General features: G+C 70.7%; 20 protein-coding genes and 4 tRNA genes. 18 read left to right on the top strand and 6 right to left on the bottom strand.

Features of this window, described 5'->3' with window-relative positions:
• Positions 1–33 precede the first annotated feature (33 nt).
• From D8M39_RS05120 to bcp, 3 genes are all read right to left on the bottom strand, one after another.
• Positions 34–1,641, bottom strand: a complete 1,608-nt coding sequence (locus tag D8M39_RS05120; RefSeq protein ID WP_055083372.1) for an ABC transporter substrate-binding protein — start codon at positions 1,639–1,641, stop codon at positions 34–36.
• A gap of 50 nt (positions 1,642–1,691) precedes the next feature.
• Positions 1,692–1,776: transfer RNA gene (locus D8M39_RS05115), tRNA-Leu, on the bottom strand.
• A 297-nt stretch (positions 1,777–2,073) separates the two neighbouring features.
• Positions 2,074–2,547 carry a thioredoxin-dependent thiol peroxidase gene (bcp, locus tag D8M39_RS05110; RefSeq protein ID WP_126874563.1) on the bottom strand — a complete coding sequence of 158 codons (474 nt, stop codon included), beginning with the start codon at positions 2,545–2,547 and terminating at the stop codon, positions 2,074–2,076.
• A 281-nt stretch (positions 2,548–2,828) separates the two neighbouring features.
• On the opposite strand from bcp, the gene D8M39_RS05105 reads away from it, so the two are divergent.
• Positions 2,829–3,380, top strand: coding sequence for a MarR family winged helix-turn-helix transcriptional regulator (locus D8M39_RS05105; protein WP_055083376.1), 552 nt, complete (start codon positions 2,829–2,831; stop codon positions 3,378–3,380).
• A gap of 106 nt (positions 3,381–3,486) precedes the next feature.
• On the opposite strand, the gene D8M39_RS05100 is transcribed toward D8M39_RS05105, so the two are convergent.
• Both D8M39_RS05100 and D8M39_RS05095 read right to left on the bottom strand, forming a co-directional pair.
• Complete coding sequence (locus D8M39_RS05100; protein ID WP_055083378.1) at positions 3,487–3,915, bottom strand: MmcQ/YjbR family DNA-binding protein; 429 nt, start codon at positions 3,913–3,915, stop codon at positions 3,487–3,489.
• Positions 3,916–3,998: 83 nt separating this feature from the next.
• Positions 3,999–4,074 (bottom strand) — tRNA-Lys (locus tag D8M39_RS05095).
• A 163-nt stretch (positions 4,075–4,237) separates the two neighbouring features.
• Between D8M39_RS05095 and D8M39_RS05090 the strand changes: the two genes are divergently transcribed.
• The 13 genes from D8M39_RS05090 to D8M39_RS05030 all read left to right on the top strand — a co-directional run bounded on the left by D8M39_RS05090 (position 4,238) and on the right by D8M39_RS05030 (position 19,743).
• Positions 4,238–5,272, top strand: a complete 1,035-nt coding sequence (locus tag D8M39_RS05090) for an NAD(P)-dependent oxidoreductase (protein ID WP_094394208.1) — start codon at positions 4,238–4,240, stop codon at positions 5,270–5,272.
• A gap of 313 nt (positions 5,273–5,585) precedes the next feature.
• The gene (locus D8M39_RS05085; protein ID WP_094394206.1) at positions 5,586–7,463 is read left to right on the top strand and encodes an acetolactate synthase large subunit; all 1,878 of its coding nucleotides are present in this window, start codon (positions 5,586–5,588) and stop codon (positions 7,461–7,463) included.
• Between the two features lie 3 nt (positions 7,464–7,466).
• Positions 7,467–7,976 (top strand): acetolactate synthase small subunit, encoded by a 510-nt coding sequence (gene ilvN / locus D8M39_RS05080; protein WP_055083383.1) that lies wholly within the window; start codon positions 7,467–7,469, stop codon positions 7,974–7,976.
• Between the two features lie 109 nt (positions 7,977–8,085).
• Positions 8,086–9,111: a ketol-acid reductoisomerase gene (gene ilvC, locus D8M39_RS05075; RefSeq protein ID WP_055083385.1), complete on the top strand. Its 1,026-nt coding sequence runs from the start codon at positions 8,086–8,088 to the stop codon at positions 9,109–9,111.
• A gap of 123 nt (positions 9,112–9,234) precedes the next feature.
• Entirely contained in the window at positions 9,235–10,788 is a 1,554-nt protein-coding gene (gene metG / locus D8M39_RS05070; RefSeq protein ID WP_126874562.1) for a methionine--tRNA ligase, read from the top strand.
• A gap of 132 nt (positions 10,789–10,920) precedes the next feature.
• Positions 10,921–12,009, top strand: a complete 1,089-nt coding sequence (locus D8M39_RS05065) for a 3-isopropylmalate dehydrogenase (RefSeq protein WP_055083390.1) — start codon at positions 10,921–10,923, stop codon at positions 12,007–12,009.
• Between the two features lie 139 nt (positions 12,010–12,148).
• The gene (locus D8M39_RS05060) at positions 12,149–13,246 is read left to right on the top strand and encodes a branched-chain amino acid aminotransferase (RefSeq protein ID WP_055083392.1); all 1,098 of its coding nucleotides are present in this window, start codon (positions 12,149–12,151) and stop codon (positions 13,244–13,246) included.
• 84 nt (positions 13,247–13,330) lie between these two features.
• Positions 13,331–14,104, top strand: a complete 774-nt coding sequence (locus D8M39_RS05055; protein WP_055083431.1) for a fumarylacetoacetate hydrolase family protein — start codon at positions 13,331–13,333, stop codon at positions 14,102–14,104.
• 112 nt (positions 14,105–14,216) lie between these two features.
• The gene (gene gltX, locus D8M39_RS05050) at positions 14,217–15,734 is read left to right on the top strand and encodes a glutamate--tRNA ligase (protein WP_126874561.1); all 1,518 of its coding nucleotides are present in this window, start codon (positions 14,217–14,219) and stop codon (positions 15,732–15,734) included.
• A 200-nt stretch (positions 15,735–15,934) separates the two neighbouring features.
• A tRNA-Gln gene (locus tag D8M39_RS05045) sits at positions 15,935–16,006 on the top strand.
• Between the two features lie 149 nt (positions 16,007–16,155).
• A tRNA-Glu gene (locus D8M39_RS05040) sits at positions 16,156–16,228 on the top strand.
• Between the two features lie 120 nt (positions 16,229–16,348).
• Positions 16,349–18,079 (top strand): dynamin family protein, encoded by a 1,731-nt coding sequence (locus tag D8M39_RS05035; protein ID WP_055083433.1) that lies wholly within the window; start codon positions 16,349–16,351, stop codon positions 18,077–18,079.
• Positions 18,076–19,743, top strand: coding sequence for a GTPase (locus D8M39_RS05030; RefSeq protein ID WP_055083395.1), 1,668 nt, complete (start codon positions 18,076–18,078; stop codon positions 19,741–19,743). Before D8M39_RS05035 ends, D8M39_RS05030 begins: the two co-directional genes overlap by 4 nt.
• On the opposite strand, the gene D8M39_RS05025 is transcribed toward D8M39_RS05030, so the two are convergent.
• Complete coding sequence (locus D8M39_RS05025; protein WP_126874560.1) at positions 19,730–20,542, bottom strand: IclR family transcriptional regulator; 813 nt, start codon at positions 20,540–20,542, stop codon at positions 19,730–19,732. The genes D8M39_RS05030 and D8M39_RS05025 overlap by 14 nt on opposite strands.
• Before the next feature lie 159 nt (positions 20,543–20,701).
• Between D8M39_RS05025 and leuC the strand changes: the two genes are divergently transcribed.
• From leuC to D8M39_RS05005, 4 genes are all read left to right on the top strand, one after another.
• Positions 20,702–22,177 (top strand): 3-isopropylmalate dehydratase large subunit, encoded by a 1,476-nt coding sequence (gene leuC / locus D8M39_RS05020; protein WP_055083397.1) that lies wholly within the window; start codon positions 20,702–20,704, stop codon positions 22,175–22,177.
• Between the two features lie 44 nt (positions 22,178–22,221).
• Complete coding sequence (gene leuD, locus D8M39_RS05015) at positions 22,222–22,821, top strand: 3-isopropylmalate dehydratase small subunit (protein WP_055083399.1); 600 nt, start codon at positions 22,222–22,224, stop codon at positions 22,819–22,821.
• A gap of 96 nt (positions 22,822–22,917) precedes the next feature.
• On the top strand, positions 22,918–24,237 hold the full coding sequence (gene murA, locus D8M39_RS05010) for a UDP-N-acetylglucosamine 1-carboxyvinyltransferase (protein ID WP_055083402.1): 1,320 nt from the start codon (positions 22,918–22,920) through the stop codon (positions 24,235–24,237).
• A gap of 121 nt (positions 24,238–24,358) precedes the next feature.
• The gene (locus tag D8M39_RS05005) at positions 24,359–25,267 is read left to right on the top strand and encodes a 1-acyl-sn-glycerol-3-phosphate acyltransferase (RefSeq protein WP_055083404.1); all 909 of its coding nucleotides are present in this window, start codon (positions 24,359–24,361) and stop codon (positions 25,265–25,267) included.
• The last annotated feature ends 33 nt before the right edge of the window (positions 25,268–25,300 follow it).

Genomic DNA, 25,300 nt, shown 5'->3' with positions numbered 1-25,300 from the left:
GCCCGGGGCAAGTCCCAACGGGTGGGGCCGAGGTCAGGCGAGCTGGAGCTCGTTGAAGCGCTCGAAACCCGTTGAGGTGAGGGGGAAAGAGGTCACGCGGGAGTTCACGGCCACTGCGGAGACGGGGTGGCACAGGGGGACGGCCGGCACGATGTCGGACACGCGGTTGTTGAGGGCCTTGTACGCGGCGCTGCGGGAATCGCCGTCCGGCATCATCGCGGCACGGTTGACGGCCGTCATGATCCCGTTGTCCGAGTAGCCCATCTGGGAGTCCGGGTTCCCGAGCAGCGGCGCCATGAAGCTGTCCGGGTCCCGGAAGCTGCCGCTCCAGCCGAGCAGGCTGAACGCGTGGTCCTTCTCCGGGTCCGTGACCACGTCCGCGTAGCCGTCCGCCCAGTTCACGGGAACGGGCTTGATGGAGAAGCCGGCCCGCGTGAGCTGTGCCGAGATCTGCGCGTACACGCGCTCGGGCTCCTGAAGGTACATGCGGGAGGTGTGGCGCGGGTAGTAGAAGGGTAGCCGCTGCCCGTTGTACGCGCTGGCCTTGAGGAGGTCCTTGGCGTGCTGCGGGTCGTAGCCGGGGATCTGGAGGTCGTCGCCGTCCACGTTGAACCGGGCCGGGACGAACTGGTTGGCCACGTTCGTGCCGTTGGGGAACAGGGACTTGGCGATCGCACCGCGGTCGATGGCGGCGGCGACGGCGCGGCGCACGTTCACGTCTTGCAGGATCGTGGCGCTCGGGTTCAGGCCGAGGTAGCTCACGGAGTACGGGTCTCGGTAGAGCACCTGCACGCCCTGCCGGGCCAGGGGACCGAAGGCGTCGAGCTCCACGAGATCGTACGCGTCGACGTCGCCGGAGAGCAGCAGCGCGCAGCGCACGTCGGCGTCCGGGACCACGCGCATCTCGAGCGTGCCCACGTCTCCGAGCTGTCCCCAGTAGCGGTCGTGGGCCACCAGGGTCACGGAGCTGTCCGAGGCGGAGTCGAAGCGGAAGGGTCCGGTGCCGACGGGGTGCTCCTCCCCGGAGCCGTCCGCGATGCTGGCCGGGGAGGCGATCCCGAACGCCGGCTGGGTGAGCGCGGAGAGCAGGGCCGTGTAGGGGCGGGTCAGGTGCAGGACCACCGTGTGCTCGTCAGTGGCCTCCACCCCGGAGTACGCGGTGCTGATCTGCGGGTTCGCGTGGCCGTGGCGGAAAGTCGTGGCGAACGCGCAGCGCGGTGCCCAGGACTCGTCCGACTCCGCCTGCGCCTGCCACTTGTCGAAGTTGGCCTTGACAGCCTCGGCGTCCAGCGGGGAGCCGTCGTGGAAGACGACGTCGCGGCGCAGCGTGAACGTCACGGAACGGCGGTCGTCCGAGACGGTCCACGACTCGGCGAGACCGGGTGCCGGCTCTCCCGTGGAGCGGTCGGCGGAGACCAGCCCCTCCAGGATCTGGGCAGAGATCCGGGAGGTCTCCTGCGAGTTCCGGCGCGACGGATCCAGACCGGCGGGCGCGGCCGCGTGGGCCAGGACGAAGTGCCCACTGGGCACGGATGCGCCGGCGGACGGGCGGGCCGTGGCGTTCGAGCAGCCCGACAGTGCCAGCCCGAGACCGGCGGCGGCCAGGAAGCTGCGCCGGCCGAAACGGTTCTCAGCGGCCATCGGGACCTTTCTGGCGTCGTCGGAAAGTCCTGCGCTCGGCAGGCTGGGCATGGTGCGCAAGACGGGACTCGAACCCGCACGCCGTGAGGCACAGGAACCTAAATCCTGCGTGTCTGCCAGTTCCACCACTCGCGCAGTCGCCGGCCGCGGGGATGCTCCGCGCGCCGTCGAGATCGTGCTCCATCCTAACCAGTCACCGTCGCCGCCCGGGGCGGATCCGGGCCGCGGTGGGTTCAGCCCGCGCAGGGGCCTGGCCCGGGTGGGCGCGGATCGAGGCCGGGCCAGGCCGCGATGGGTGAGTGCCGCGAGGAGTGGGTGCGCCGATGGGCCAGTGCTGCGGTGGGTGAGTGCCGCAGTGGGGCCGTGCCGTGTGGGGCCGGGCCGCGGCGGGGCCGTGCGGCACCGGCCGCCGCGCCGTCGACGCCGCGGGGCTCAGGCGTCGAGGCCCAGGTCCCTACGGAGCTTGGCCATGTGGCCCGTGGCGCGCACGTTGTACTGCGCGAGGGTCACCGTGCCCTGCTCATCCACCACGATGGTGGAGCGGATGAGCCCCTCGTAGACCTTCCCGTAGTTCTTCTTCTCGCCCCACGCGCCGTAGGCCTCGGCCACGCGGTGGTCAGGGTCCGAGAGCAACGGGAATCCCAGCTCCTGGTCGGTGGTGAAGCGTTCCAGCGCGGCGGGGGCGTCCGGGGAGATCCCGATCACCCGGTAGCCCTCGGCGGAGAAGGAGGCCATGCTGTCGCGGAAGTCGCAGGCCTCCGTGGTGCACCCGGGGGTCGCGGCCTTCGGGTAGAAGTACAGGATCACGCGCTCACCGCGCAGCTGCTGCGAGGAGACGGTCTCGCCGTGCGCGTCCGGCAGGCTGAATTCGGGGGCGGGATCGCCGGGGGACAGGCGTGCGGACACGGTGGATTCCTTCCGTCGTGGGGTGACAGGTGTTCCCCAAGTATGCAACCTCACGTACAGTGCACTCCTGGGGCAGGGGCGGTCCGGTCACTCGTCGCAGTGCTCGGAGTGTCTCGGTCCCCCTCGGGCGAGTCGTTCCCGCGGGCCGCGCGGATCTCCGCGGAGGAGATCTCGGCAGGCCGCTCCGACAGGGGCGGATGCTGCGCACGTCCCCCGGGAATTGACCGCTCAGTGAGCTTACTGTAATGTTCTGGAAATTTTTGAGCGGATAAGATCAGCACATGCCATACAGGAACCAGTGGCCCACGAACCGACTGCTCTCCACGGCAGCGCGACTCGTGGAGCACGCGTGGAACGAGAACCTCGCGTCGCTCGGCATCACCCACGCGGGTGTCATGGCACTGGACGTCCTGCACTCCGAGGGCAGCATGACGCAGGCGCAGCTCGCGCACCAGGTGCGGGTGCAGGCGCAGACCATGGGCAAGACGCTGCACCGCCTGGAGGTCCATGGCCACATCACCCGGTCGAAGAACGAGCAGGACCGGCGCTCGCACGTGGTGAGCATCTCCCCGGCGGGCGAGCGGGTGCTGGAGGACGCGGCCAGGCTCGAGCACGGGCTCCTGGGAGCGGGTGACGAGTCGGACGAGCAGTTCCGGCGCCGGCTCGCGGAGATCATCTCCTCGCTCGGGGGCGCCCGGTGGCGCCAGGAGGTCCAGGAGGACCTCGACGCGGGTTCCGACAATGGTTCCGGCGCCACTCCGGCCGCCGTTCAGGGTGCGCACGCCTCGGTGGAGGGTTCCTCGACCACGGGAGCCCCGGGCACTTCCTCGTAGGTCTCCGGTTCCTCGGTCGACGACGCAGGGTGCCTCACGCGCCGTCGATCGCGCGGTCCCCGGGCCCGCACGGAGCGGTGCTGCTGAGCTCGACCCGGTGCTCGCCTCAGCTCGGGGTGTTCCCGAACGTGGCGGGGTCCACGGGGCGTCTGTACCGGGGGAGCCCCTCCAGGACCAGCAGGTAGGACTCCGTGACGAGCTCCTCGACGAGCTCGCGGTCCAGCTCGGCGCTTGGGCGCAGCGTGATCCAGTGCTTCTTGTTCATGTGGTAGCCCGGTGTGATGGCCGCGTACTGCTCGCGCAGCGCGCGGGCATCCTCCGGGCGGGCCTTGAGGGTGACCAGCGGTTCTTCGCCGAGCTCCGTGAGCAGCATGAAGACTTTGCCGCACACCTTGAAGACGTCCCACTCGGGGCCGAAAGGGTGCTCGAGACCCGTGCCGGGCAGTACGTCGGCGCGCTCGCGGGCCCACTGCTGCACCGTGTCCTCGGGCGCCGCCACGTGACCCGTGTCCTCCGGTGCGTGGACGGGAACCATGCGGGTGCCACCTCTCTGCTGAACAGGGGTCGGAGACGACGAAGGCCGGGTCACCTCGGTGACCCGGCCTTCGTCGTTCGTGCTGGTGCGCCCCCAGGGACTTGAACCCTGAACCCATTGATTAAGAGTCAATTGCTCTGCCAATTGAGCTAGAGGCGCGTGATGCTCTGGAAGATGCTGTCCGGCTCTCGCCGTTGCCTTTTCCCTCGCAACGAGAAATAACTTTAGCACCACCGCGGAGGGAGTCAAATCGGGTGCGGGCCAGGGGCGATGCGCCCCTCGGGGCGGGCTGGCGAGAGGGGTGCCTGAGTAGACTCCGAGCATGGATTCCACGCCCCGGGACATCGCCCTGACCGACCTGCACGTGATCTCCCTCCCCGAGCCGCGCCTGTTCGAGGAGATCAGCGCGGCCACCTCGGACTTCCGCTGCGTGCTGTGGGACCTCGTGGGGGAGCCGGAGGGGTGCTCCCGCGAGGACGTGGACATCGCCGTGGCCCCCTACTACTCGAACCGCTGGCGCAAGGACACCTCGGTGCTGCGCGGCGTCGCCCTGCTGCAGCTGCAGTCCACGGGCTACGACGGCGTGCCGGAGCAGATCGGCCCGGACGTCGCCCTCGCGGCAGGCGGGTGGGTCCACGCCGCGGGCACGGCGGAGGTGGCGCTCGGCCTGATGATCGCCGCCCAGCGCGAGTTCGACCGGGCGATCGTGAACCAGCGCGCCGGCCGCTACGAGCGGTACTTCTCCCGCTCCCTCGCGGACTCCCGCGTGACGGTGGTGGGCACGGGGGAGATCGGGCGGGCCGTCATCGCGCGCCTGGAGCCCTTCGAGGTGGAGGTCACCCGGGTGGCCTCCCACGCCCGGGAGGACGCCTCCGGGCGCGTGCACGGCGTGGCGGAGCTGGAGGAGATCCTGCCGCGCACCGACATCCTCGTCCTCGCGCTTCCCCTCACCGACACCACCGAGCACCTCGTGGGGGAGCGGCTGCTCTGCCAGCTGCCCGACGGCGCGCTCGTGGTCAACGTGGGCCGCGGCGCCGTGGTGGACACGGCGGCCCTCACGGCGGAGGTGACGGCCGGGCGCCTTCGGTGCGCGCTCGACGTCGTGGACCCCGAGCCGCTGCCCGGTGACCACCCGCTGATGGCGGCGGAGGGCTCCATCGTGCTGCCCCACATCGGCGGCTCGAACGAGTCCTTCCGCCCCCGCATCCGCAAGCTCGTGCTCGAGCAGCTGGAGGCAGTGCGGCAGGGGCGCAGCCCGCAGTTCCTGGTCCAGCCCGGCCGACTCGACCTGCCGGGGGACCGAGTCGACACGGGCGCCGTCACGGGCGCCCGCGCGGGCCGCGGGAGCGGAGTGTGACGCCGTGTCTCGCGCCCGTCTCATTCCGCGGTCCACATTCTGAGACGGGGTGTCCGCAGATTGACACGGGGGTTTCCCACGTCACACCATGAGGACATGAATCCGGCACTGCGCACTCTCATCGACCTCGTACCGGTCGTCCTCATTGGACACCGGGCCTGAGGCGTACCGAGCGCGCACCCTCCAGGCCCTCAGCCCACGGAACCCGTGGCAAGGGCCTTTTTCATGTACCACGACGTCCCACCCGCTCGTTCCCGCCCCGCACCACCCCGCTCGGCGCCACGCACACCACAGCACGTAAGGACACAGCACTATGAGCAAGGACCAGCCGATCTCACCGGCGGTGATGGCACAGCGGCGTGCGCCGTCCGCCACGGTCGCCCAGGCCGCGGAGACGGACCCGGCACGGCTGACGGGTGCCGCGGCGGAGGTCGTGGGCCCCGAGGAGATGACCGGCTCCCAGGCGATCATCCGCTCCCTCGAGCAGCTGGGCGTGACGGACGTCTTCGGCCTTCCGGGCGGAGCGATCCTGCCGACCTACGACCCCCTGCTCGACGCCGAGAAGATCAACCACATCCTGGTGCGCCACGAGCAGGGTGCCGGCCACGCGGCGGAGGGGTACGCGCTGGCCTCGGGCCGCGTGGGCGTGTGCATCGCGACGTCCGGCCCGGGTGCCACGAACCTCGTCACCCCGCTGGCCGACGCGAACATGGACTCGATCCCCATGCTTGCGATCACCGGCCAGGTGGCCAGCTCGTCCATCGGCTCGGACGCCTTCCAGGAGGCCGACATCGTGGGCATGACCATGCCCGTGACCAAGCACTCCTACCTGGTCACCAACGCGCAGGACATCCCCCGCGTGCTGGCCGAGGCCTACCACCTGGCCTCGACCGGGCGTCCCGGGCCGGCCCTCGTGGACGTGGCGAAGGACGCGCAGCAGGCGATGATGACCTTCAGCTGGCCCCCGGCCATGGAGCTGCCCGGGTACCGCCCCGTGACCCGCGGGCACTCCAAGCAGATCAAGGAGGCCGCGCGCATGATCGCGGCCGCCGAGCGTCCCGTGCTCTACACCGGCGGCGGCGCCATGCGCGCGGATGTGGCGGACGAGCTCAAGGAGCTCGCGGAGCTCACGGGCGCCCCCGTGGTGACCACGCTGACCGCCCGCGGCATCTTCCCGGACTCGCACCCCCAGAACATGGGGATGCCCGGGATGCACGGCACGGTGCCGGCCGTCTACGCGATGCAGCAGTCCGACCTGCTGGTCACGCTCGGCGCCCGTTTCGACGACCGCGTGACCGGTCAGCTGGACACCTTCGCCCCCGGGGCCAAGGTGGTCCACGCGGACATCGACCCCGCTGAGATCTCCAAGAACCGGATCGCGGACGTGCCGATCGTGGGGGACCTCAAGCACGTGATCCCGGACCTCACCCAGGCCGTGCGGGAGGTGTACGAGGACTCCGGCACACCGGACCTCGAGGCGTGGTGGTCCGCGCTGAACACCCTCAGGCAGACGTACCCGCTGGGCTACACCAGCACGGACGACGGCCACGGCAGCCCCCAGCACGTGATCGAGCGGATCTCGGCGCTCACGGGGCCGGAGGCCGTGTACGCGGCGGGCGTGGGCCAGCACCAGATGTGGTCCGCGCAGTTCGTGGACTACGAGCGCCCCCGCCAGTGGCTGAACTCCGCGGGGCTCGGCACCATGGGCTTCGCGGTCCCCGCGGCCATGGGTGCCAAGGTGTCCCAGCCGGACCGGGTGGTGTGGGCGATCGACGGCGACGGCTGCTTCCAGATGACGAACCAGGAACTGGCCACGTGCGTGATCAACGACATCCCCATCAAGGTGGCGGTGATCAACAACTCGTCCCTGGGCATGGTGCGGCAGTGGCAGACCCTGTTCTACGACGGGCGCTACTCCAACACCGAGCTGAACACGGGGCACAACTCCCGCCGGGTTCCGGACTTCGTGAAGCTCGCCGAGGCCTACGGCTGCGCGGCGCTGCGGTGCGAGCGGGACGAGGACGTGGACGCCACCATCAAGAAGGCACTGGAGATCAACGACCGGCCAGTGGTGATCGACTTCGTGGTCTCGGCGGACGCGATGGTGTGGCCGATGGTCCCCTCCGGCGTGTCCAACGACCAGATCCAGATCGCCCGCAACATGACGCCCGAGTGGAACACGGAGGACTGATCGATGAGCCGACACACTCTTTCCGTTCTGGTGGAGGACAAGCCGGGCGTGCTGACCCGCGTGGCGGGGCTGTTCGCCCGACGCGCGTTCAACATCCACTCGCTGGCTGTGGGCCCCACGGAACTGTCCGGGATCTCGCGCATCACGGTGGTGGTGGACGCGGACGGTGAGCTGCTGGAGCAGGTCACCAAGCAGCTGAACAAGCTGATCAACGTGATCAAGATCGTGGAGCTCACGGCCGAGTCCTCGGTGCAGCGAGAACACATCATGGTCAAGGTCCGCGCGGACGCGAGCACGCGCCTGCAGGTCACGCAGGCGGCGGACCTGTTCCGCGCAACCATCGTGGACGTCTCCACGGAGTCCGTGGTGATCGAGTCCACGGGTTCGCGCGAGAAGATCCACGCCCTGCTGGACGTCCTGGAGCCCTTCGGGGTCCGGGAGATCGTCCGGGCCGGCACCGTGGCCCTGGGCCGCGGTCCCAAGTCCATGTCGGACAGGGCCCTGCGGCACTGACCGGCCTCCGGGCCGCCACACCGCCCACAGACCCGATCCGGCTCCACCACACGGTGGTGAACGGATCACGCACGACCCCACCCGCTATCCAAGGAGACAGAGCAAGCTCATGGCCAAGATCTACTACAACGACGACGCCGACCTCTCGATCATCCAGAACCGCTCCGTGGCCGTCATCGGCTACGGCTCGCAGGGCCACGCCCACGCGCTGAACCTGCGCGACTCGGGTGTGGACGTCCGCATCGGCCTGAACGAGGGCTCTACATCCCGCGCCAAGGCCGAGGCCCAGGGCCTGCGCGTGCTGTCCATCGCGGACGCCGCGAAGGAAGCCGACGTCATCATGATCCTGACCCCGGACCAGGTCCAGGCCCAGGTGTTCAACGAGTCCATCAAGGACAACCTCGAAGAGGGCGACGCGATCTTCTTCGCGCACGGCTTCAACATCCGCTTCGGCTACATCGAGGCGCCCGAGGGCGTGGACGTCGCCATGGTTGCCCCCAAGGGCCCGGGCCACACCGTGCGCCGCGAGTTCGAGGCCGGGCGCGGCGTGCCGGACCTCGTGGCCGTGGAGGTCGACGCCTCCGGCCAGGCCCTGCAGCTCGCGCTGTCCTACGCGAAGGGCATCGGCGGCACCCGCGCCGGCGTCATCGAGACGACCTTCACCGAGGAGACCGAGTCGGACCTCTTCGGTGAGCAGGCCGTGCTGTGCGGCGGCATGTCCCACCTGGTCCAGTACGGCTTCGAGGTCCTGACCGAGGCCGGTTACCAGCCCGAGATCGCGTACTTCGAGGTGCTCCACGAACTGAAGCTGATCGTCGACCTGATGGTCGAGGGCGGCATTGCCAAGCAGCGCTGGTCCATCTCGGACACCGCCGAATACGGCGACTACGTCTCCGGCCCCCGCGTGATCGACCCCTCCGTGAAGGAGCGCATGCAGGACGTCCTGAAGGACATCCAGGATGGCGTCTTCGCGGACCGCTTCATGAAGGACCAGGCCTCCGGCGGCAAGGAGTTCGCCGAGCTGCGCGCCAAGGAGGAGAAGCACCCCATCGAGACCACGGGCCGCAAGCTGCGCTCGCTGTTCGCGTGGGAGCAGACGGACGAGGACTACACCGAGGGCACGGCCGCGCGCTGATCCGCGCTGGTTCCGTGGCCCCCGCGAGGGCTGCGGCCTGAGACCCGACGACCTCGCCGCGGCACCCCTCCCGACGGAGGGCGCCGCGGCGACGTCGTGCCCGGGGGTCGATAGAGTGGAGGGGTGACTGAGCAGACTCCCTTCTACGTGACCACCGCCATCTCCTACCCGAACGGTGCCCCGCACATCGGCCACGCCTACGAGGCGATCGCCGCGGACGCCCTGGCGCGCTTCAAGCGCCTGGACGGCTTCGAGACCCGGTTCCAGACCGGCACGGACGAGCACGGCCAGAAGATGCAGCAGACGGCGGAGAAGCTCGGCACCACCCCGCGGGAGCTCGCGGACACCAACTCGGCCCGCTTCCGGGCCATGGACGACGAGCTGGGGATCAGCTACGACCGCTTCATCCGCACCACGGACGAGGACCACCGCGCGGCCTCGCAGGAGCTGTGGAAGCGGATGGAGGCCAACGGGGACATCTACCTGGACAAGTACGCCGGGTGGTACTCCGTGCGGGACGAGGCCTACTACGCCGAGGACGAGACCGAGGTGCGCGCGGACGGCCAGCGCTACTCGATTGGAACCGGCACCGAGCTCACGTGGACGGAGGAGGAGAGCTACTTCTTCCGGCTCTCCCGCTACCAGGACCGGCTGCTCGAGCTCTACCGCACCGGGTTCGTGCAGCCCGAGGTGCGCTCGCACGAGGTCGCGTCCTTCGTGGGCGGGGGGCTGCAGGACCTGTCCATCTCGCGCACCACGTTCGACTGGGGCGCTCCCGTGCCGGGCAACCCGGACCACGTCATGTACGTGTGGGTGGACGCCCTGACCAACTACCTCACGGGGCTCGGCTACCCGGACACCGATGACGCGCTGTTCCGCCGGTTCTGGCCGGCGGACGTGCACCTGATCGGCAAGGACATCGCGCGCTTCCACGCCGTGTACTGGCCGGCGTTCCTGATGTCCGCGGGCCTGGAGCTGCCGCGCAAGGTCTTCGCGCACGGGTTCCTCTTCAACCAGGGCGAGAAGATGTCCAAGTCCGTGGGCAACGTGATCGACCCGCACGCCATGGTCTCCGAGTACGGCCTGGACCAGCTGCGCTTCTTCCTGCTGCGCGAGGTGCCGTTCGGCCAGGACGGCAACTACTCGCACGACGCGATCGCCGGGCGCATCAACTCGGACCTTGCCAACGACCTCGGCAACCTCGCCCAGCGCAGCCTCTCCATGGTCGCGAAGAACCTCGAGGGTACGGTTCCGGAGCCGGGGGAGTTCACGGCCGAGGACCGGGAGATGCTCGCCCAGGCCGACGCCGTGGTGGCGGACTACCGGGCCGCGTTCGACTCCCTGGCGTTCCACCGCGGGCTGGAGTCCGTGTGGCGGGTCATCGCCTCCGCCAACCGGTACTTCACCGCCCAGCAGCCCTGGGTGCTGCGCAAGACCGACCCCGCGCGCATGGCCACGGTGCTGTACGTGACGGCCGAGGTGCTGCGGATCGTGGCCGTGCTGGTGCAGCCGGTCATGCCGGGCTCCATGTCCCGCCTGCTGGAGCAGCTCGGCCAGCCCGAGGGGCAGGCCCGCAGCTTCGAGGCCCTGGGCACGCGCATCGCGCCGGGCACCGTGCTTCCCAAGCCCTCCGGGGTCTTCCCCCGGTACGAGGAGCCGGAGGCGCTGCAGGGCTGAGCTTGGCTCAACCGTGGAGTGGCGGTGGGCACCAGGGACAGGTCACGGGTGCCCACCGCCGTCTCGTCTCATTATCTGATACAGCGGTTCAGCATGTGGATGGAGGGCGCACGGCGTGCCTAGGGTGGGCCCATGAGCGAAACGACAGCCTCCGCACCCGCCCGCAGCCACTCGATCGCCGTCCTGCCCGGTGACGGCATCGGACCCGAGGTCGTCGCGGAGGCCGTCAAGGTGCTCGACGCCGTGACCGGTCCCGCCGGGGTCACGCTCGAGAAGACCACCTACCCCCTCGGCGCCGAGCACTGGCTCGAGACGGGGGAGGTGCTCAACGAGGACACCATGGAGCGGCTGCGCGGCCACGACGCGATCCTCTTCGGCGCCGTGGGGGCCGCTCCCAACGACAAGCGCGTGCCCTCGGGGATCCTCGAGCGGGACCTGCTGCTGAAGCTGCGCTTCGGCTTCGACCACTTCGTCAACCTGCGCCCGGCCACCCTCTACCCCGGGACCACGAGCCCGCTGGCCGAGCCGGGGGACATCGACTTCGTGGTGGTCCGAGAGGGCACCGAGGGGCTCTACGCCGGCAACGGCGGCACCATGCGCACCGGCACGGAGCACGAGATCGCCACCGAGGTCTCCGTGAACACCGCCCACGGCGTGCGCCGGCTGGTGCGCTACGCGTTCGAGCTCGCCGCGAGCCGCGAGCGCAGGAAGCTGACCCTGGTGCACAAGCACAACGTGCTGGTCAACGCCGGTCGCCTGTACCAGCGCACCGTGGACGAGTTCGCGGAGCAGTTCCCCGAGGTCGCGGTGGACTACATGCACATCGACGCCGCCACGATCTTCATGACCACGGACCCCGCGCGCTTCGATGTGATCGTCACGGACAACCTCTTCGGGGACATCCTCACGGACCAGGCAGGGGCAGTGACGGGTGGCATCGGGCTCGCGCCGAGTGGCAACATCAACGCCGAGCGCACCGCGCCGTCCATGTTCGAGCCCGTGCACGGTTCCGCGCCGGACATTGCGGGGACCGGCACCGCCCAGCCCACCGCCGCGATCCTGGCCGGCGCGATGATGCTCGAGCACCTGGGCCACGCGGACCTGGCCGAGCGGGTCGAGCGGGCGGTGCGCCGGGACCTGGAGCTGCGCGGCACGAGCGCGCGCAGCACGTCCCAGGTGGGGGATGACGTCGTCGCCCTCCTCGGCGAGCCCGCCGTCTAGATCCGCCCCCGCCGAGACCGGCTGCGGCCCAGATCCTGGGCGGGGCGCGCCCGACCCGGCATACTGCACGAAGAAGACTGCGTTCCTGCCCTCTCCGCCGGACGGGTGACGTGGACACGTTGGCAAGAGGAGAACACCCGTGAGCACAGAATTCGTGAAACAGCTCAACCCCCACCCGGCCACCGACGAGGTGCGCGAGGCCGTCCTGGCGAACCCGGGATTCGGTCAGCACTTCACCGACCACATGGTGTGCATCGACTGGCAGGGGGACGTGCAGGAGAACGTGGGGCGGTGGGACAACGCCCGGCTGCAGCCCTACGGCCCGCTGAGCCTGGACCCGTCCACGGCGGTGCTGCACTACGGCCAGGAGATCTTCGAGGGGCTGAAGGCCTACCGGCACGCGGACGGCTCGGTGTGGACCTTCCGCCCGGAGGCCAACGCAGCGCGCCTGAACCGCTCCGCCCAGCGCCTGGCGCTGCCCACGCTGCCCGAGGAGGTCTTCGTGGACGCCATCCGGGAGCTCGTGGTCCAGGACCAGCAGTGGGTGCCGTCCGGGGAGGGGGAGTCCCTGTACCTGCGCCCGTTCATGATCGGCACCGAGCCGTTCCTGGGGGTGCGTCCCTCCCGGCAGGCGCTGTTCTCCGTGATCGCCTCACCGGCCGGGAACTACTTCGGCTCCGTGGAGCCCGTGGACATCTGGCTCTCGCGCACCTACGCCCGCGCCGGCACGGGTGGAACGGGGGCCGCGAAGTGCGGCGGCAACTACGCGGCGTCGCTGGTTGCCCAGATGGAGGGGGACGCGCACGGCTGCAGCCAGGTGGTGTTCCTGGACCCCGAGCGCGACGACGCCATCGAGGAGCTCGGCGGGATGAACGTGTTCTTCGTCTTCGACGACAACCGGCTGGTCACCCCGGAGCTGACCGGGACCATCCTCGAGGGCATCACCCGCGACTCCGTGATCCAGCTGGCCCGGGAGCGCGGCATGACGGTGGAGGAGCGCGCCTTCACCTTGGACGAGTGGCGCGAGGGGGTGCGCTCGGGCCACCTCACGGAGGTCTTCGCGTGCGGCACCGCGGCCGTGATCGCCCCCGTGCGACGGCTCGTGGGCAACGACGAGACGATCGGCCCGGACGACGCCCAGCCCGGCGAGGTGACCATGTCCATCCGCCAGCAGCTGCTCGACATCCAGACGGGGAGGGCCGAGGACACCCACGGCTGGCTGACCCGCCTGGTCTGAGCGCCTTCGCCGCACCGCCTCGCGGTACCTCGCAGCCGCCCCGTTCCGTGTCGTCGGAGCGGGGCGGCTGTGTAGCCTGTGAGCATGCGTATCGCCCGTTTCACACACGAGAACGAAATCCACTACGGCACGGTCCACGGTGAGCCCGGGGACGAGACCCTGCAGTACCTCACGGGGGACCCGCTCTACGTGGGCGTCCAGGAGCTGGACCGCACGGTGGACGTCTCGGAGGTCCGTCTGCTCGCCCCGGTGATTCCGCGCTCCAAGATCGTGTGCGTGGGGCGCAACTACGCGGACCACGCCCGGGAGATGGGCAACGACGTCCCCACCCGCCCGCTGCTGTTCTTCAAGCCCAACACCGCGGTCTCCGGCCCCGGCGACCCCGTCACGCTGCCGTCCTGGACCGAGGAGGTCTCCTACGAGGCGGAGCTCGCCGTGGTAATCGGGCGCATGTGCAAGGACGTCCCGGTGGAGCGCGTCCCCGAGGTGGTGTTCGGGTACACGGCGGCCAACGACCTCACCGCGCGCGACGCCCAGCGCACGGACGGGCAGTGGGCCCGGGCCAAGGGCTTCGACGGTGCGTGCCCGCTCGGCCCGTGGATCGAGACGGAGCTGGACACCGCCGCACTGACCGTGCGCTCCAGCGTCAACGGCGAGCTGAAGCAGGACGGGAACACCGAGGACATGATCTTCGACGTCCCCACCCTCGTCTCCTACGTCTCCGAGGCCTTCACCCTGCTTCCCGGGGACGTGATCCTCACGGGCACCCCCGCCGGCGTGGGCACCGTGGACGACGGCGACCGGCTGAGCGTGGATGTCGAGGGGATCGGCGAGCTCACCACCGTGCTGCGCCGGTAGCGCCAGGGTTCCCGCAGGCGAACGCACGACGACGACGCCGCGGGGCCGCGGCGTCGTCGTCGTGCCACACCCCGGGAGGTGACGTGGTTCGGCGTCGTAGAATGGGCGCATCATGACTGACGACGCAGCGACCTTGCACCCCAACGTTCCCGGAGGCACCCCCGTGCGCGTGCGCTTCTGCCCCTCTCCCACGGGCACCCCGCACGTGGGCCTGATCCGCACCGCCCTGTTCAACTGGGCGTGGGCGCGCCACACCGGCGGCACCCTGGTGTTCCGGATCGAGGACACGGACGCCGCCCGCGACTCCGAGGAGAGCTTCCAGCAGATCCTGGACGCGCTCGGCTGGCTGGGCATCACGTGGGACGAGGGCGTGAACGTGGGCGGGCCCCACGAGCCCTACCGGCAGTCCCAGCGCGGGGAGATCTACCAGGACGTGCTCGCGCGCCTGGTGGACGCGGGCTACGTCTACGAGGACTTCTCGACCCCCGCAGAGGTCGAGCAGCGCCACCGCGACAGGGGCGAGGACCCGAAGCGCGGCTACGACAACTACGACCGCGACCTCACCGAGGAGCAGAAGGCTGCGTTCCGTGCCGAGGGCCGTCAGCCGGTGCTGCGGCTGCGCATGCCGGACGAGGACATCTCCTTCACGGACCTCGTGCGCGGGGAGATCACCTTCAAGGCCGGCTCCGTCCCGGACTTCGTGGTGGCCCGCGCCAACGGCAAGCCGCTCTACACACTCGTGAACCCGGTGGACGACGCCCTGATGGGTATCACCCAGGTGCTGCGCGGCGAGGACCTGCTCTCCTCCACCCCGCGCCAGATCGCCCTCTACCGGGCGCTGATGGGCATCGGCGTTGCCGAGTTCATTCCCGAGTTCGGCCATCTGCCCTACGTCATGGGCGAGGGCAACAAGAAGCTGTCCAAGCGGGATCCGGAGTCCAATCTTTTCCTGCACCGGGACAACGGGTTCATCCCCGAGGGCCTGCTGAACTACCTGGCCCTGCTCGGCTGGTCCCTGTCCGCGGACGAGGATATCTTCACGGTCGAGCAGCTCGTGGCCAACTTCGACATCCACGACGTCCTGGCCAACCCCGCGCGCTTCGACGTCAAGAAGGCCACGGCCATCAACGGCACGCACGTGCGCATGCTGGACCCGCAGGACTTCCGGGACCGTCTGGTCCCGTACCTGCGCGCGGCGGACCTGGTCGGGGAGACCCTCACCCCGCGGCAGAACGAGATCCTGGACCTCGCCGCGCCGCTGGTCCAGGAGCGCATGAACCTTCTCGGGGAGACCGAGGGTCTGCTCGGGTTCCTGTTCCGCGCGGACGACGAGATCGTGGTGGCGGAGGACGCCGCCAAGCAGCTCAAGGACAGCGCTCCCCAGGTGCTCGACGCCGCGGTGGCCGCGCTCGAGCCCCTCACGGAGTTCACCGCGACCAGCATCGAGGAGGCCCTGCGCGAGGCAATCGTGGACGGCCTCGGCATCAAGCCGCGCCTGGCGTTCGGTCCCGTGCGCACCGCGGTCTCCGGTCGGCGGATCTCGCCGCCGCTCTTCGAGTCCCTCGAGATCCTCGGCAAGGACTCCTCGCTGGCGCGGATCAAGGCCCTGCGCTCCACGCTCGAGGGCTGAGCCGGCCGCACGACGGCACGGTCCCGTTCTGAGAGGGTGAGTCCTCACGGAACGGGGCCGTTCCCGTGGTGCGGGGGTCGTCTCCCGGACCACGAGGGCGGGTCGATGCCCCGTGGGGCGGGGTTTGGCAGGTCGCTCTACACGATGTATAGTTATTGCTCGTTGCGCGGCACGGAGCAGTCGAGCCGGGTGACAGCCATTGGGATATGGTGTAATTGGCAACACAGCGGTTTCTGGTACCGTCGTTCTAGGTTCGAGTCCTGGTATCCCAGCGATTCTCCCTCGTGAATGCGATTCATGAGAATGAGAACACCGTTCCTTTCCGTCGGACATGACGAATTGGAAAACAGAACGGTTGATGTTACTGTTTGGTGCGTCAATCGTGCCGCAGAAGAAATTCAGCGGTCCAGGAAAAGTACACGGCCCCATCGTATAGCGGCCTAGTACGCCGCCCTCTCACGGCGGTAACGCGGGTTCGAATCCCGCTGGGGTCACGCGAGAAAAGTCCCGGCTTCCACGGAAGCCGGGACTTTTGCATGTCCGGAACCCGCCACACCGCCGGCACCTCACGCTGCTGGCACAATGACCGTGTGAACACCCACGAGACCCCGGCCATGCCGCTCATCGAGGCCCTGGAGGGCACGCGCGAGCTGCTGCGTTCCACCACCCTGCCCCTGGCCACCGCGAGCGCGCCCCAGCAGCGGGAGGGCGCCGCGCGCGCCGTCGCCCAGCTGGACGACTACGTGCTGCCCCGGGTGCGCTCCCTGGACGCGCCGCTGCTCGCCGTGGTCGGAGGCTCCACGGGGGCGGGGAAGTCCACGCTCGTCAACGCCCTGGTGGGCCACCCCGTGACCCGCTCCGGGGCGATCCGCCCCACCACGCGCCGGCCACTGCTGATCCACCACCCGGGCGATGCCGGTGCCTTCACCACCCAGCGCGTGCTGCCCCGTCTGGCCAGGGTGCACGGGACCGTGGTGGCGCCGGGGCAGACGCCGCCCGCGGGGGAGCCGGGGGACGGGCCCGTGGAGGACACCGGGTCCCTCGTGCTGCTCGCGGACACGAACATCCCCGAGGGGCTCGCGATCCTCGACGCCCCGGACGTGGACTCGATCTCCGACGACAACCGCGCGCTCGCCGCGCAGCTGCTCTCCGCGGCGGACCTGTGGCTGTTCGTCACCACCGCCAACCGCTACGCGGACGCCGTGCCGTGGCAGCTGCTGCGCAACGCCGCGGGCCGGGACATCACCGTGGCCGTGGTGCTCGACCGGGTGCAGGCCTCCTCCGCCGGAGAGATCGAGGAGGACCTGCGGCGGATGCTGGACGAGGAGGGGCTCGGGGCCGCACCGATCTTCGTGGTGGCCGAGTCCCCGCTGAACGAGACCGGGATGCTTCCGCCGGCCGCGGTCGAGCCGCTGCGTGAGTGGCTCGAACGCCTCGGCGCGGACGCCCAGGCGCGCTCCGAGATCGCCGCGCGCACCCTCGGCGGAGCGGTGCGCGAGCTGGCGGACACCACCGAGCGCACCGCGGAGGCCGTCGCCGCGCAGCAGCGCACCGAGGAGCACCTGCGCCGTGAGGTGGCCACCTCCTTCGACGAGGCGCTGCGGGCGATCGTGGACTCCACGCGGGACGGCACCCTGCTGCGCGGGGAGGTGCTCTCCCGCTGGCAGGACTTCGTGGGGACCGGCGAGTTCTTCCGCAGCCTGGAGGCCGGGATCGGCCGAGTGCGGGACCGGATGACCGCGTTCTTCAAGGGCCAGCCGGCGCCCGAGGTGCGGGTGGAGGAGGCCATCGAGACCGGGCTGCAGGCGGTGATCGTGGAGAACACGGCGCGTGCCGCGGAGTCCGCGGAGCGGCGCTGGCGGGACGAGCCGTCCGGGCAGGTGCTGCTCGCGGGACGGGACGCCGCCGCCCTGCCACCGGACTACCCCGAGCAGGTCGCGGAGAGCATCCGCGCCTGGCAGTCGGACGTGATGCTCATGATCCAGCAGGAGGGTGCGGGCAAGCGGACGCGTGCGCGGGCCATGTCCCTGGGTGTGAACGCCCTGGCCGTGATCCTGATGATCGCCGTGTTCTCGACCACCGGCGGACTCACGGGCCTGGAGGTCGGGATCGCCGGCGGCTCCGGCGTGGTGGGCATGAAGCTGCTCGAGGCGGTCTTCGGCGAGGACGCTGTGCGCCGCATGAGCGACCAGGCGCGCAGCAACCTCGAGTCCCGCATCCACGGCCTGCTGGACCAGCGCGCCAAGGTGTTCCTGGACTCCATCGACGAGCTGGGGGAGCACCCCACCGCTGAGCAGCTGCACGCCGCCGCCGAGCTCGTGCGCCGGGAGAGTGAGGCCCTGTGAGCCCCCGTTCCCGGAACGAGACGGTGAGCCTGTCCGAGCGGATCGAGGGGCTGGCACGGGCCACCGAGATCGCGGAGGGCCGCCTGGACGCGGACGCGGTGCAGCGGGCCCGGCACACGCTCGACACGGCCGGGCAGCGGCGTGCGCTGTCCGCGGACCACACGGTGGTGGGGTTCTTCGGCGCCACGGGCTCCGGGAAGTCCACGCTGTTCAACGCCGTGGCGGGCCAGGAGCTGGCCCGCGCCGCGGCACGCAGGCCCACGACGTCGTCGCCCCTGGCCGCCATCTGGGGCGAGGAGGGCAGCCAGCCGCTGCTGGACTGGCTCGACGTGGCCGACCGCCGGGTGGTGGGCCCCGCACTCAGCGTCTCCACCGGCAGCGGGCGCCGCGCGAGCACCGCACAGGGCGGGCTCGTGCTGCTGGACCTGCCGGACTTCGACTCGGTGACCCGCGAGCACCGCCAGATCGTGCAGCGCATGGTGGGCATGGTGGACGTGGTCGTGTGGGTCGTTGACCCGCAGAAGTACGCGGACGCCGTGCTGCACCAGGACTTCGTGCAGCCGCTCGCGCGGCACGGGGCGGTGACCATGGTGGTGCTCAACCAGGCGGACCGGCTCGCGGAACGGGACGTGCCGGGCGTGCTCGCCTCGCTCACGGACCTCGTGCGCCAGGACGGGCTGCCCGCCACGGGGCAGAGCGCACCGGTGGCGGTCTCGGCCGTCACGGGACAGGGCATCGACGTGCTGCGCGACCGCATCCACGCGGTGGCGGCGGGGCGTGCGGCGGCGGGGCAGCGGCTCGAGACGGACGTGCAGCACGCCGCCCGGGAGCTCGCGGACGCCGCGGGACAGGGCGACCCGCACGGCATCGACAAGGCAGCGAGCGAACGGCTCACCGAGGGGCTCGCGCGCGCCGGGGGGATCGAGATGGTCGCCGACGCCGCGGCCCGCTCCTACCGGCTGAGGGCGGGCAGGCACACCGGGTGGATCGCCACCCGCTGGCTCTCCCGGTTCCGCAAGGACCCGCTCAAGCGCCTGCACATCGAGAGCCACGAGAAGACCTCCGATCCCGGGGTGCACCGCACCTCCGTGCCGGCGATGGATGCCTCCCGGAAGGCGGCGGCGGACTCCGCGGTGCGCGGCTTCGCGGACGAGGTCTCCGCCGGGGCCGGCGAGCCGTGGCGGCGCAGCATCAGAGCCGCCGCACGCACCAACGAGCAGCGCCTGCCAGACACGCTTGACCAGGCCGTGGCCCGCACGAAGTTCTCGGCCCACCGCTCGTCGTGGTGGTGGCTCGCCTTCGACGTCCTGCAGTGGCTCGCAATGCTCGTCACGGTGCTGGGCCTGCTGTGGCTGCTCGGACTGTTCCTGGCGCAGTACTTCCAGATCCAGCTGCCGCCCCCGCCCACGGTCCAGGACTTCCCGCTGCCGGTGCCCACGCTGATGGTCGTGACCGGCGTGGTGCTCGCCCTGTTCCTCGCGCTCACGGGTGCGCTGCTCGCGTCCCTGGCCTCCCGTGTCCACGCGTCCGGGGTACGACGCCGCCTGCTGCGCTCCGTGCGCGAGGCCGCCGTAGAGTCCGTGGAGAGACCGGTGCGCCGCGAGCTCGAGGCGCACCACGAGTTCGCGGCCGCCGTGGCGCGGGCGGGGCTCACGTCCCGCTGACGCGCACCGCCTCGCTGAGCTGACGGGCCGCCTGGACCACGACGTCCGCGTGCTTCTGCCCGGGCTGCTTGGACAGCCGCTCGATGGGGCCGCTGATGGACACGGCCGCGATCACTCGACCGGAGGGGCCCCGCACGGGGGCCGAGACCGAGGCGATGCCCGGCTCGCGCTCGCCGATCGACTGCGCCCAGCCGCGGCGTCGCACCCCGGCGAGCGTGGTCGCGGAGAACCGGGCGTGCTGCAGGCCCTCGATGAGCCGGGCGTGGTCCTCCCACGCCACGAGCACCTGGGCGGCGGAACCGGCCTTCATGGACAGCTGGGTGCCCACGGGAATCGTGTCCCGCAGCCCGATGGGCCGTTCCGCGGAGGCCACGCACACGCGCCACTCGCCCTGGCGGCGGAAGACCTGCGAGGACTCCCCGGTGCTGTCCCGCAGCTGCAGCAGCACCGGGGAGGCCGCGGAGATCAGCCGGTCCTCCCGTGCCGCGGAGGCGAGCTCCACGAGCCGCGAGCCGAGGACGAAACGGCCCTGCACGTCCCTGCCCACGAGCCGGTGGTGGGCCAGGGCGACGGCTAGGCGGTGCGCCGTCGGGCGCGCGAGACTCGTGGCGTCCACGAGGTCGGCGAGGGACGCCGGGCCCGCCTCGAGCGCGTCGAGGATCAGGGAGGCTTTGTCGATCACGCCCACGCCCGAGGGGGAGAAGGATGAGTCCTCCTGCATGGCCGTTCCGGTGCCCCGGCCGCCCAGGGGGGAGCCGAGGGGAGCGCCGGACGGGTCGATCGCGTGCGTCGTGTCCATGTTCTGATACTGCCGTCTCAGCATTCGAGAAGCAAGTCCGCGGAGTGGAACTGGCGCCCGGCAGCGGTGACGATGGTGCGAAAGGACGCCTCCGGCCCCCGGAGCGCCACGGGCAGCCGCCCGCCACCGGGGCGCCGCAGCACGAACAGGAGAGACGAGATGACGACGACCGCCGTGACCACCCCGCCGCGGACCCTCGCCGAGAAGGTCTGGAACGACCACCTGGTGCGCCAGGGCGAGGCGGGCCGCCCGGACCTCATCTACATCGACCTCCACCTGCTCCACGAGGTTACGAGCCCGCAGGCCTTCGAGGGCCTCCGGCTGGCCGGGCGCGGCCTGCGGCGGACCGACCTCACGATCGCCACCGAGGACCACAACACCCCCACCGAGAACATCTTCTCGACCATCGCGGACGAGACCTCCCGCAAGCAGATCGAGACGCTGCGACGCAACTGCGAGGAGTTCGGGGTGCGCCTGCACTCCCTGGGCGACTCCGAGCAGGGCATCGTGCACGTGGTGGGTCCCCAGCTGGGACTGACGCAGCCGGGGATGACCGTGGTGTGCGGGGACTCCCACACCTCCACGCACGGCGCATTCGGGGCGCTGGCCTTCGGCATCGGCACGTCCGAGGTGGAGCACGTGATGGCCACGCAGACGCTCTCGCTCGCCCCGTTCAAGACCATGGCCATCAACGTGGAGGGCACCCTGAAGCCGGGTGTCAGCTCCAAGGACATCATCCTGGCCGTGATCGCCAAGATCGGCACGGGCGGCGGCCAGGGCCACGTGCTCGAGTACCGCGGCTCGGCGATCCGCTCGCTGTCCATGGAAGCGCGCATGACCATCTGCAACATGTCCATCGAGGCCGGCGCCCGCGCGGGGATGATCGCCCCGGACGAGACCACCATGGACTACGTCAAGGGCCGCCCGCACGCCCCGCAGGGCGAGGACTGGGACGCCGCCGTCGAGTACTGGCGCACGCTGCACACGGACGAGGGCGCGCAGTTCGACCGCGAGGTGTTCATCGACGCGGACGAGCTGGAGCCGTTCGTCACGTGGGGCACCAACCCCGGCCAGGGCGTGCCGCTGTCCCAGCCCGTCCCGGAGCCGGAGGAGGCCGGGGACGACAACGCCAAGGACGCCGCGCGCCGCGCCCTGGACTACATGGGCCTCGAGGCGGGCACCCCCATGAAGGAGATCCCGGTGGACACCGTGTTCCTGGGCTCGTGCACCAACTCCAGGATCGAGGACCTGCGCGCCGCCGCGGAGATCGTCAAGGGCCGCCGCAAGGCCGAGAACGTGCGGATGATGGTGGTCCCGGGCTCTGCCAAGGTGCGGCTGCAGGCCGAGGCGGAGGGTCTCGACCAGGTCTTCCGCGAGTTCGGTGCGGACTGGCGCTTCGCGGGGTGCTCCATGTGCCTCGGCATGAACCCGGACCAGCTGGCCCCGGGGGAGCGGTGCGCCTCCACGTCCAACCGCAACTTCGAGGGCCGACAGGGCAAGGGTGGGCGCACCCACCTGGTCTCGCCCGTGGTCGCCGCGGCCACGGCCGTGCGCGGCACGCTGAGCGCGCCGTCGGACCTCGAGCCCGCCGACGCCGCGGCCCCCGTGCCGTCCGGGCTCCAGCCCGTGGCCTGAGCTCCGCAGCCCGCCCACCGCACCAGCTACAGAAGGACACCGCCATGGAGAAGTTCTCCACCCACACCGGCGTGGCCGCGCCGTTGAAGCAGTCCAACGTGGACACGGACCAGATCATCCCCGCCGTCTACCTCAAGCGCATCACCAAGACGGGCTTCGAGGACGCACTGTTCGCCGGGTGGCGCAAGAACCCGGACTTCGTGCTCAACCGCCCCGAGTACACGAACGCCTCCGTGCTGGTGGCGGGCTCGGACTTCGGCACGGGGTCCTCGCGGGAGCACGCCGTCTGGGCGCTGCGGGACTACGGCTTCAAGGTCGTCATCTCCTCGCGCTTCGCGGACATCTTCCGCGGCAACTCCGGCAAGCAGGGGCTGCTCGCGGCGCAGGTGGAGCAGTCGGACGTGGAGCTGCTGTGGAAGCTCATGGACGAGCAGCCGGGCATCGAGATCCGGGTGGACCTGGCTTCCCGCACCGTTACCTGCGGGCCGGTGACCGTCCCGTTCCAGATCGACGACTACACCCGCTGGCGGCTCATGGAGGGCCTGGACGACATCGGGCTGACCCTGCAGCACGAGGACGACATCGAGGCCTACGAGCGCACCCGCCCGGCGTTCAAGCCCACCACGCTGCCCGCCCGAACCTGAGCGGTGACTGGACCGGGGACCGCCGCGAGTCGGTAGAATGTCGAGGTCTCGTGCGCGTTCCGCGTGCGGGCGACGCTTCCCCCAGATCGGTAGGTCATGACTTCTCTGCGCATCACCGGCGGCGTGCCGCTGTCGGGTCAGGTGACCGTACGCGGCGCCAAGAACCTCGTGCCGAAGGCCATGGTGGCCGCACTCCTCGGGTCCACGCCGTCCACGCTCGGCAACGTGCCCGAGATCAAGGACGTCGAGGTCGTCACGGACCTGCTCTCGCTGCACGGCGTGGAGGTCACGCGCGACGACGCCCTCGGGCAGCTCACTCTCGATCCGACCAACGTCACGCGCGCCCGCCACTCGGACATCGACGCCCACGCGGGGGACTCCCGGATCCCGATCCTGCTGTGCGGACCCCTGCTGCACGCGCTCGGGGAGGCCTTCATCCCGGACCTCGGCGGCTGCCGGATCGGCGACCGGCCCATCAACTACCACCTCGAGGTGCTGCGCAACTTCGGCGCCAAGGTGGACAAGCTCGACTCCGGCATCCGGATGAGCGCCCCGCACGGGCTGCAGGGTGCCAAGATCGACCTGCCCTACCCGTCCGTGGGCGCCACGGAGCAGGTGCTGCTGACCGCGACGCGCGCGGAGGGCCACACCGAGCTGCGCGGCGCGGCCACCGAGCCCGAGATCATGGACCTGATCGCCATCCTGCAGAAGATGGGTGCGCTCATCACGGTCCAGACGGACCGCGTGATCCGCATCGAGGGCGTCCCCGAGCTCACGGGCTACGTGCACAGCGCCCTGCCGGACCGCATGGAAGCGGCGTCGTGGGGCTCCGCCGCGCTCGCGACGGGCGGCGACATCTTCGTGGCCGGTGCCAAGCAGGCGGACATGATGACGTTCCTGAACACCTTCCGGAAGGTGGGCGGCGGGCTGGACATCCGTGAGGACGGCATCCGCTTCTACCACCCCGGCGGGGACCTCAACCCGCTGATCGTGGAGACGGACGTGCACCCCGGCTTCATGACCGACTGGCAGCAGCCGCTCGTGGTGGTGCTGACCCAGGCCAAGGGCGTGTCGATCGTCCACGAGACGGTCTACGAGAACCGCTTCGGCTTCACCCGCGCGCTCAACCGCATGGGCTCCGTCATCCAGCTGCACCGCGAGTGCCTGGGCTCCGTGCCGTGCCGCTTCGGGCAGCGCAACTTCCTGCACTCGGCCGTGATCTCCGGACCTACGCCGCTGCACGCCACAGACATCCACATCCCCGACCTGCGCGGCGGCTTCTCGCACCTGATCGCCGCCCTGACCGCCGAGGGCGTGTCCCAGGTGACCGGTGTGGAGCTGATCAAGCGCGGCTACGAGCACTTCACCGACAAGCTCGGCGGGCTCGGCGCGAACTTCGTCGTCGACGAGCCGTGAGCCTGCGACGTCCTCGGCGCCCCGCGCCAGGGCCGCGAGCCGCGTTCCGAGAAGCATCCCGCAGCGACCACCGCCTCCGCCGGGGACGGTGCGTGCTGCCCACCGAGGAGTGGATGGCCCCATGAGCAGGACCTCTCAGCGTTCCGTGTTCCGCCTGCTGGCCGCGGTGGTGATTCCCGTCTACCGCTCGCTCGCCGTGCCGCGCTGGAGTGGGCAGGAGAACTTCCCCGCGGAGGGCGGCTTCGTGGTGGTCTCCAACCACGTCACGGAGATCGACCCCATCACGGTTGCCTATTCCGTCTACAAGGCCGGGATCATGCCGCGGTTCCTGGCGAAGGAGTCCCTCTTCAGGGTCCCGGTGGTGGGGACCGTTCTGAAGAGGACCGGGCAGGTTCCCGTGTACCGGGGATCCACCCGCGCCAAGGACTCGCTCGTCGCCGCGCGCGCCGAGCTGGACAGCGGCGGGGCGATCATCGTGTACCCGGAGGGCACCATCACCCGGGACCCGCACATGTGGCCCATGCGCGGTCGCACCGGCGCCGCGCGCCTGGCACTCGAGACGGGCGTTCCCGTGGTGCCGATGGCGCACTGGGGGGACCAGGAGATCCTGTACCGGGACCCGCAGGGGCACCGCACCTTCAGCGCGTGGCCCCCCAAGAGGGTCACGGGCACCATCGGCGCGCCGCTGCACCCGGAGGACCTCGTGCCCGGCGGGCTCGCACGCCCCGGCCACCCGTCCCCCGAGGAGCTCGCGCACGCCACCGAGGTGCTCATGGCCGCCGTCACCCGGCTCACGGGCGAGCTGCGCGGCGAGACCCCGCCCTCGGAGCCCTTCGACCCCCGCCGTGACGCGGCGCAGGGGCCGGGAGCAACGACCGCCGACGCGGCGTCGGCGGAGGCTGCTGACACGGCCGACGACGGCGCGTCGCCCGCAGAGGCCCGCCGCGCCTCGGACGCGGCACCCGGCAGCGCACCCGTTGCAGACCCGGGTGCCCCGCTCGGGAACGCGGGCGGGAGCGTGGCACCGTGACACGTACCGACGGGACACCACCCACCATCACCT

This window comes from Kocuria sp. HSID17590 (genome assembly GCF_003989485.1).
GTDB lineage: Bacteria > Actinomycetota > Actinomycetes > Actinomycetales > Micrococcaceae > Kocuria > Kocuria salsicia.
Note: the sequence above shows the minus strand (reverse complement) of the source record. Positions and strands in the feature narration are given on the sequence as shown.

Excerpts from the sequence above, each read along its gene's own strand:
- D8M39_RS05120 (WP_055083372.1), bottom strand. The coding sequence starts at position 1,641 with ATGGCCGCTGAGAACCGTTTCGGCCGGCGCAGCTTCCTGGCCGCCGCC.
- D8M39_RS05105 (WP_055083376.1), top strand. The coding sequence starts at position 2,829 with ATGCCATACAGGAACCAGTGGCCCACGAACCGACTGCTCTCCACGGCA.
- D8M39_RS05100 (WP_055083378.1), bottom strand. The coding sequence starts at position 3,915 with ATGGTTCCCGTCCACGCACCGGAGGACACGGGTCACGTGGCGGCGCCC.
- D8M39_RS05090 (WP_094394208.1), top strand. The coding sequence starts at position 4,238 with ATGGATTCCACGCCCCGGGACATCGCCCTGACCGACCTGCACGTGATC.
- D8M39_RS05085 (WP_094394206.1), top strand. The coding sequence starts at position 5,586 with ATGAGCAAGGACCAGCCGATCTCACCGGCGGTGATGGCACAGCGGCGT.
- ilvN (WP_055083383.1), top strand. The coding sequence starts at position 7,467 with ATGAGCCGACACACTCTTTCCGTTCTGGTGGAGGACAAGCCGGGCGTG.
- ilvC (WP_055083385.1), top strand. The coding sequence starts at position 8,086 with ATGGCCAAGATCTACTACAACGACGACGCCGACCTCTCGATCATCCAG.
- D8M39_RS05065 (WP_055083390.1), top strand. The coding sequence starts at position 10,921 with ATGAGCGAAACGACAGCCTCCGCACCCGCCCGCAGCCACTCGATCGCC.
- D8M39_RS05055 (WP_055083431.1), top strand. The coding sequence starts at position 13,331 with ATGCGTATCGCCCGTTTCACACACGAGAACGAAATCCACTACGGCACG.
- gltX (WP_126874561.1), top strand. The coding sequence starts at position 14,217 with ATGACTGACGACGCAGCGACCTTGCACCCCAACGTTCCCGGAGGCACC.
- D8M39_RS05035 (WP_055083433.1), top strand. The coding sequence starts at position 16,349 with ATGCCGCTCATCGAGGCCCTGGAGGGCACGCGCGAGCTGCTGCGTTCC.
- D8M39_RS05025 (WP_126874560.1), bottom strand. The coding sequence starts at position 20,542 with ATGGACACGACGCACGCGATCGACCCGTCCGGCGCTCCCCTCGGCTCC.
- leuC (WP_055083397.1), top strand. The coding sequence starts at position 20,702 with ATGACGACGACCGCCGTGACCACCCCGCCGCGGACCCTCGCCGAGAAG.
- leuD (WP_055083399.1), top strand. The coding sequence starts at position 22,222 with ATGGAGAAGTTCTCCACCCACACCGGCGTGGCCGCGCCGTTGAAGCAG.
- murA (WP_055083402.1), top strand. The coding sequence starts at position 22,918 with ATGACTTCTCTGCGCATCACCGGCGGCGTGCCGCTGTCGGGTCAGGTG.
- D8M39_RS05005 (WP_055083404.1), top strand. The coding sequence starts at position 24,359 with ATGAGCAGGACCTCTCAGCGTTCCGTGTTCCGCCTGCTGGCCGCGGTG.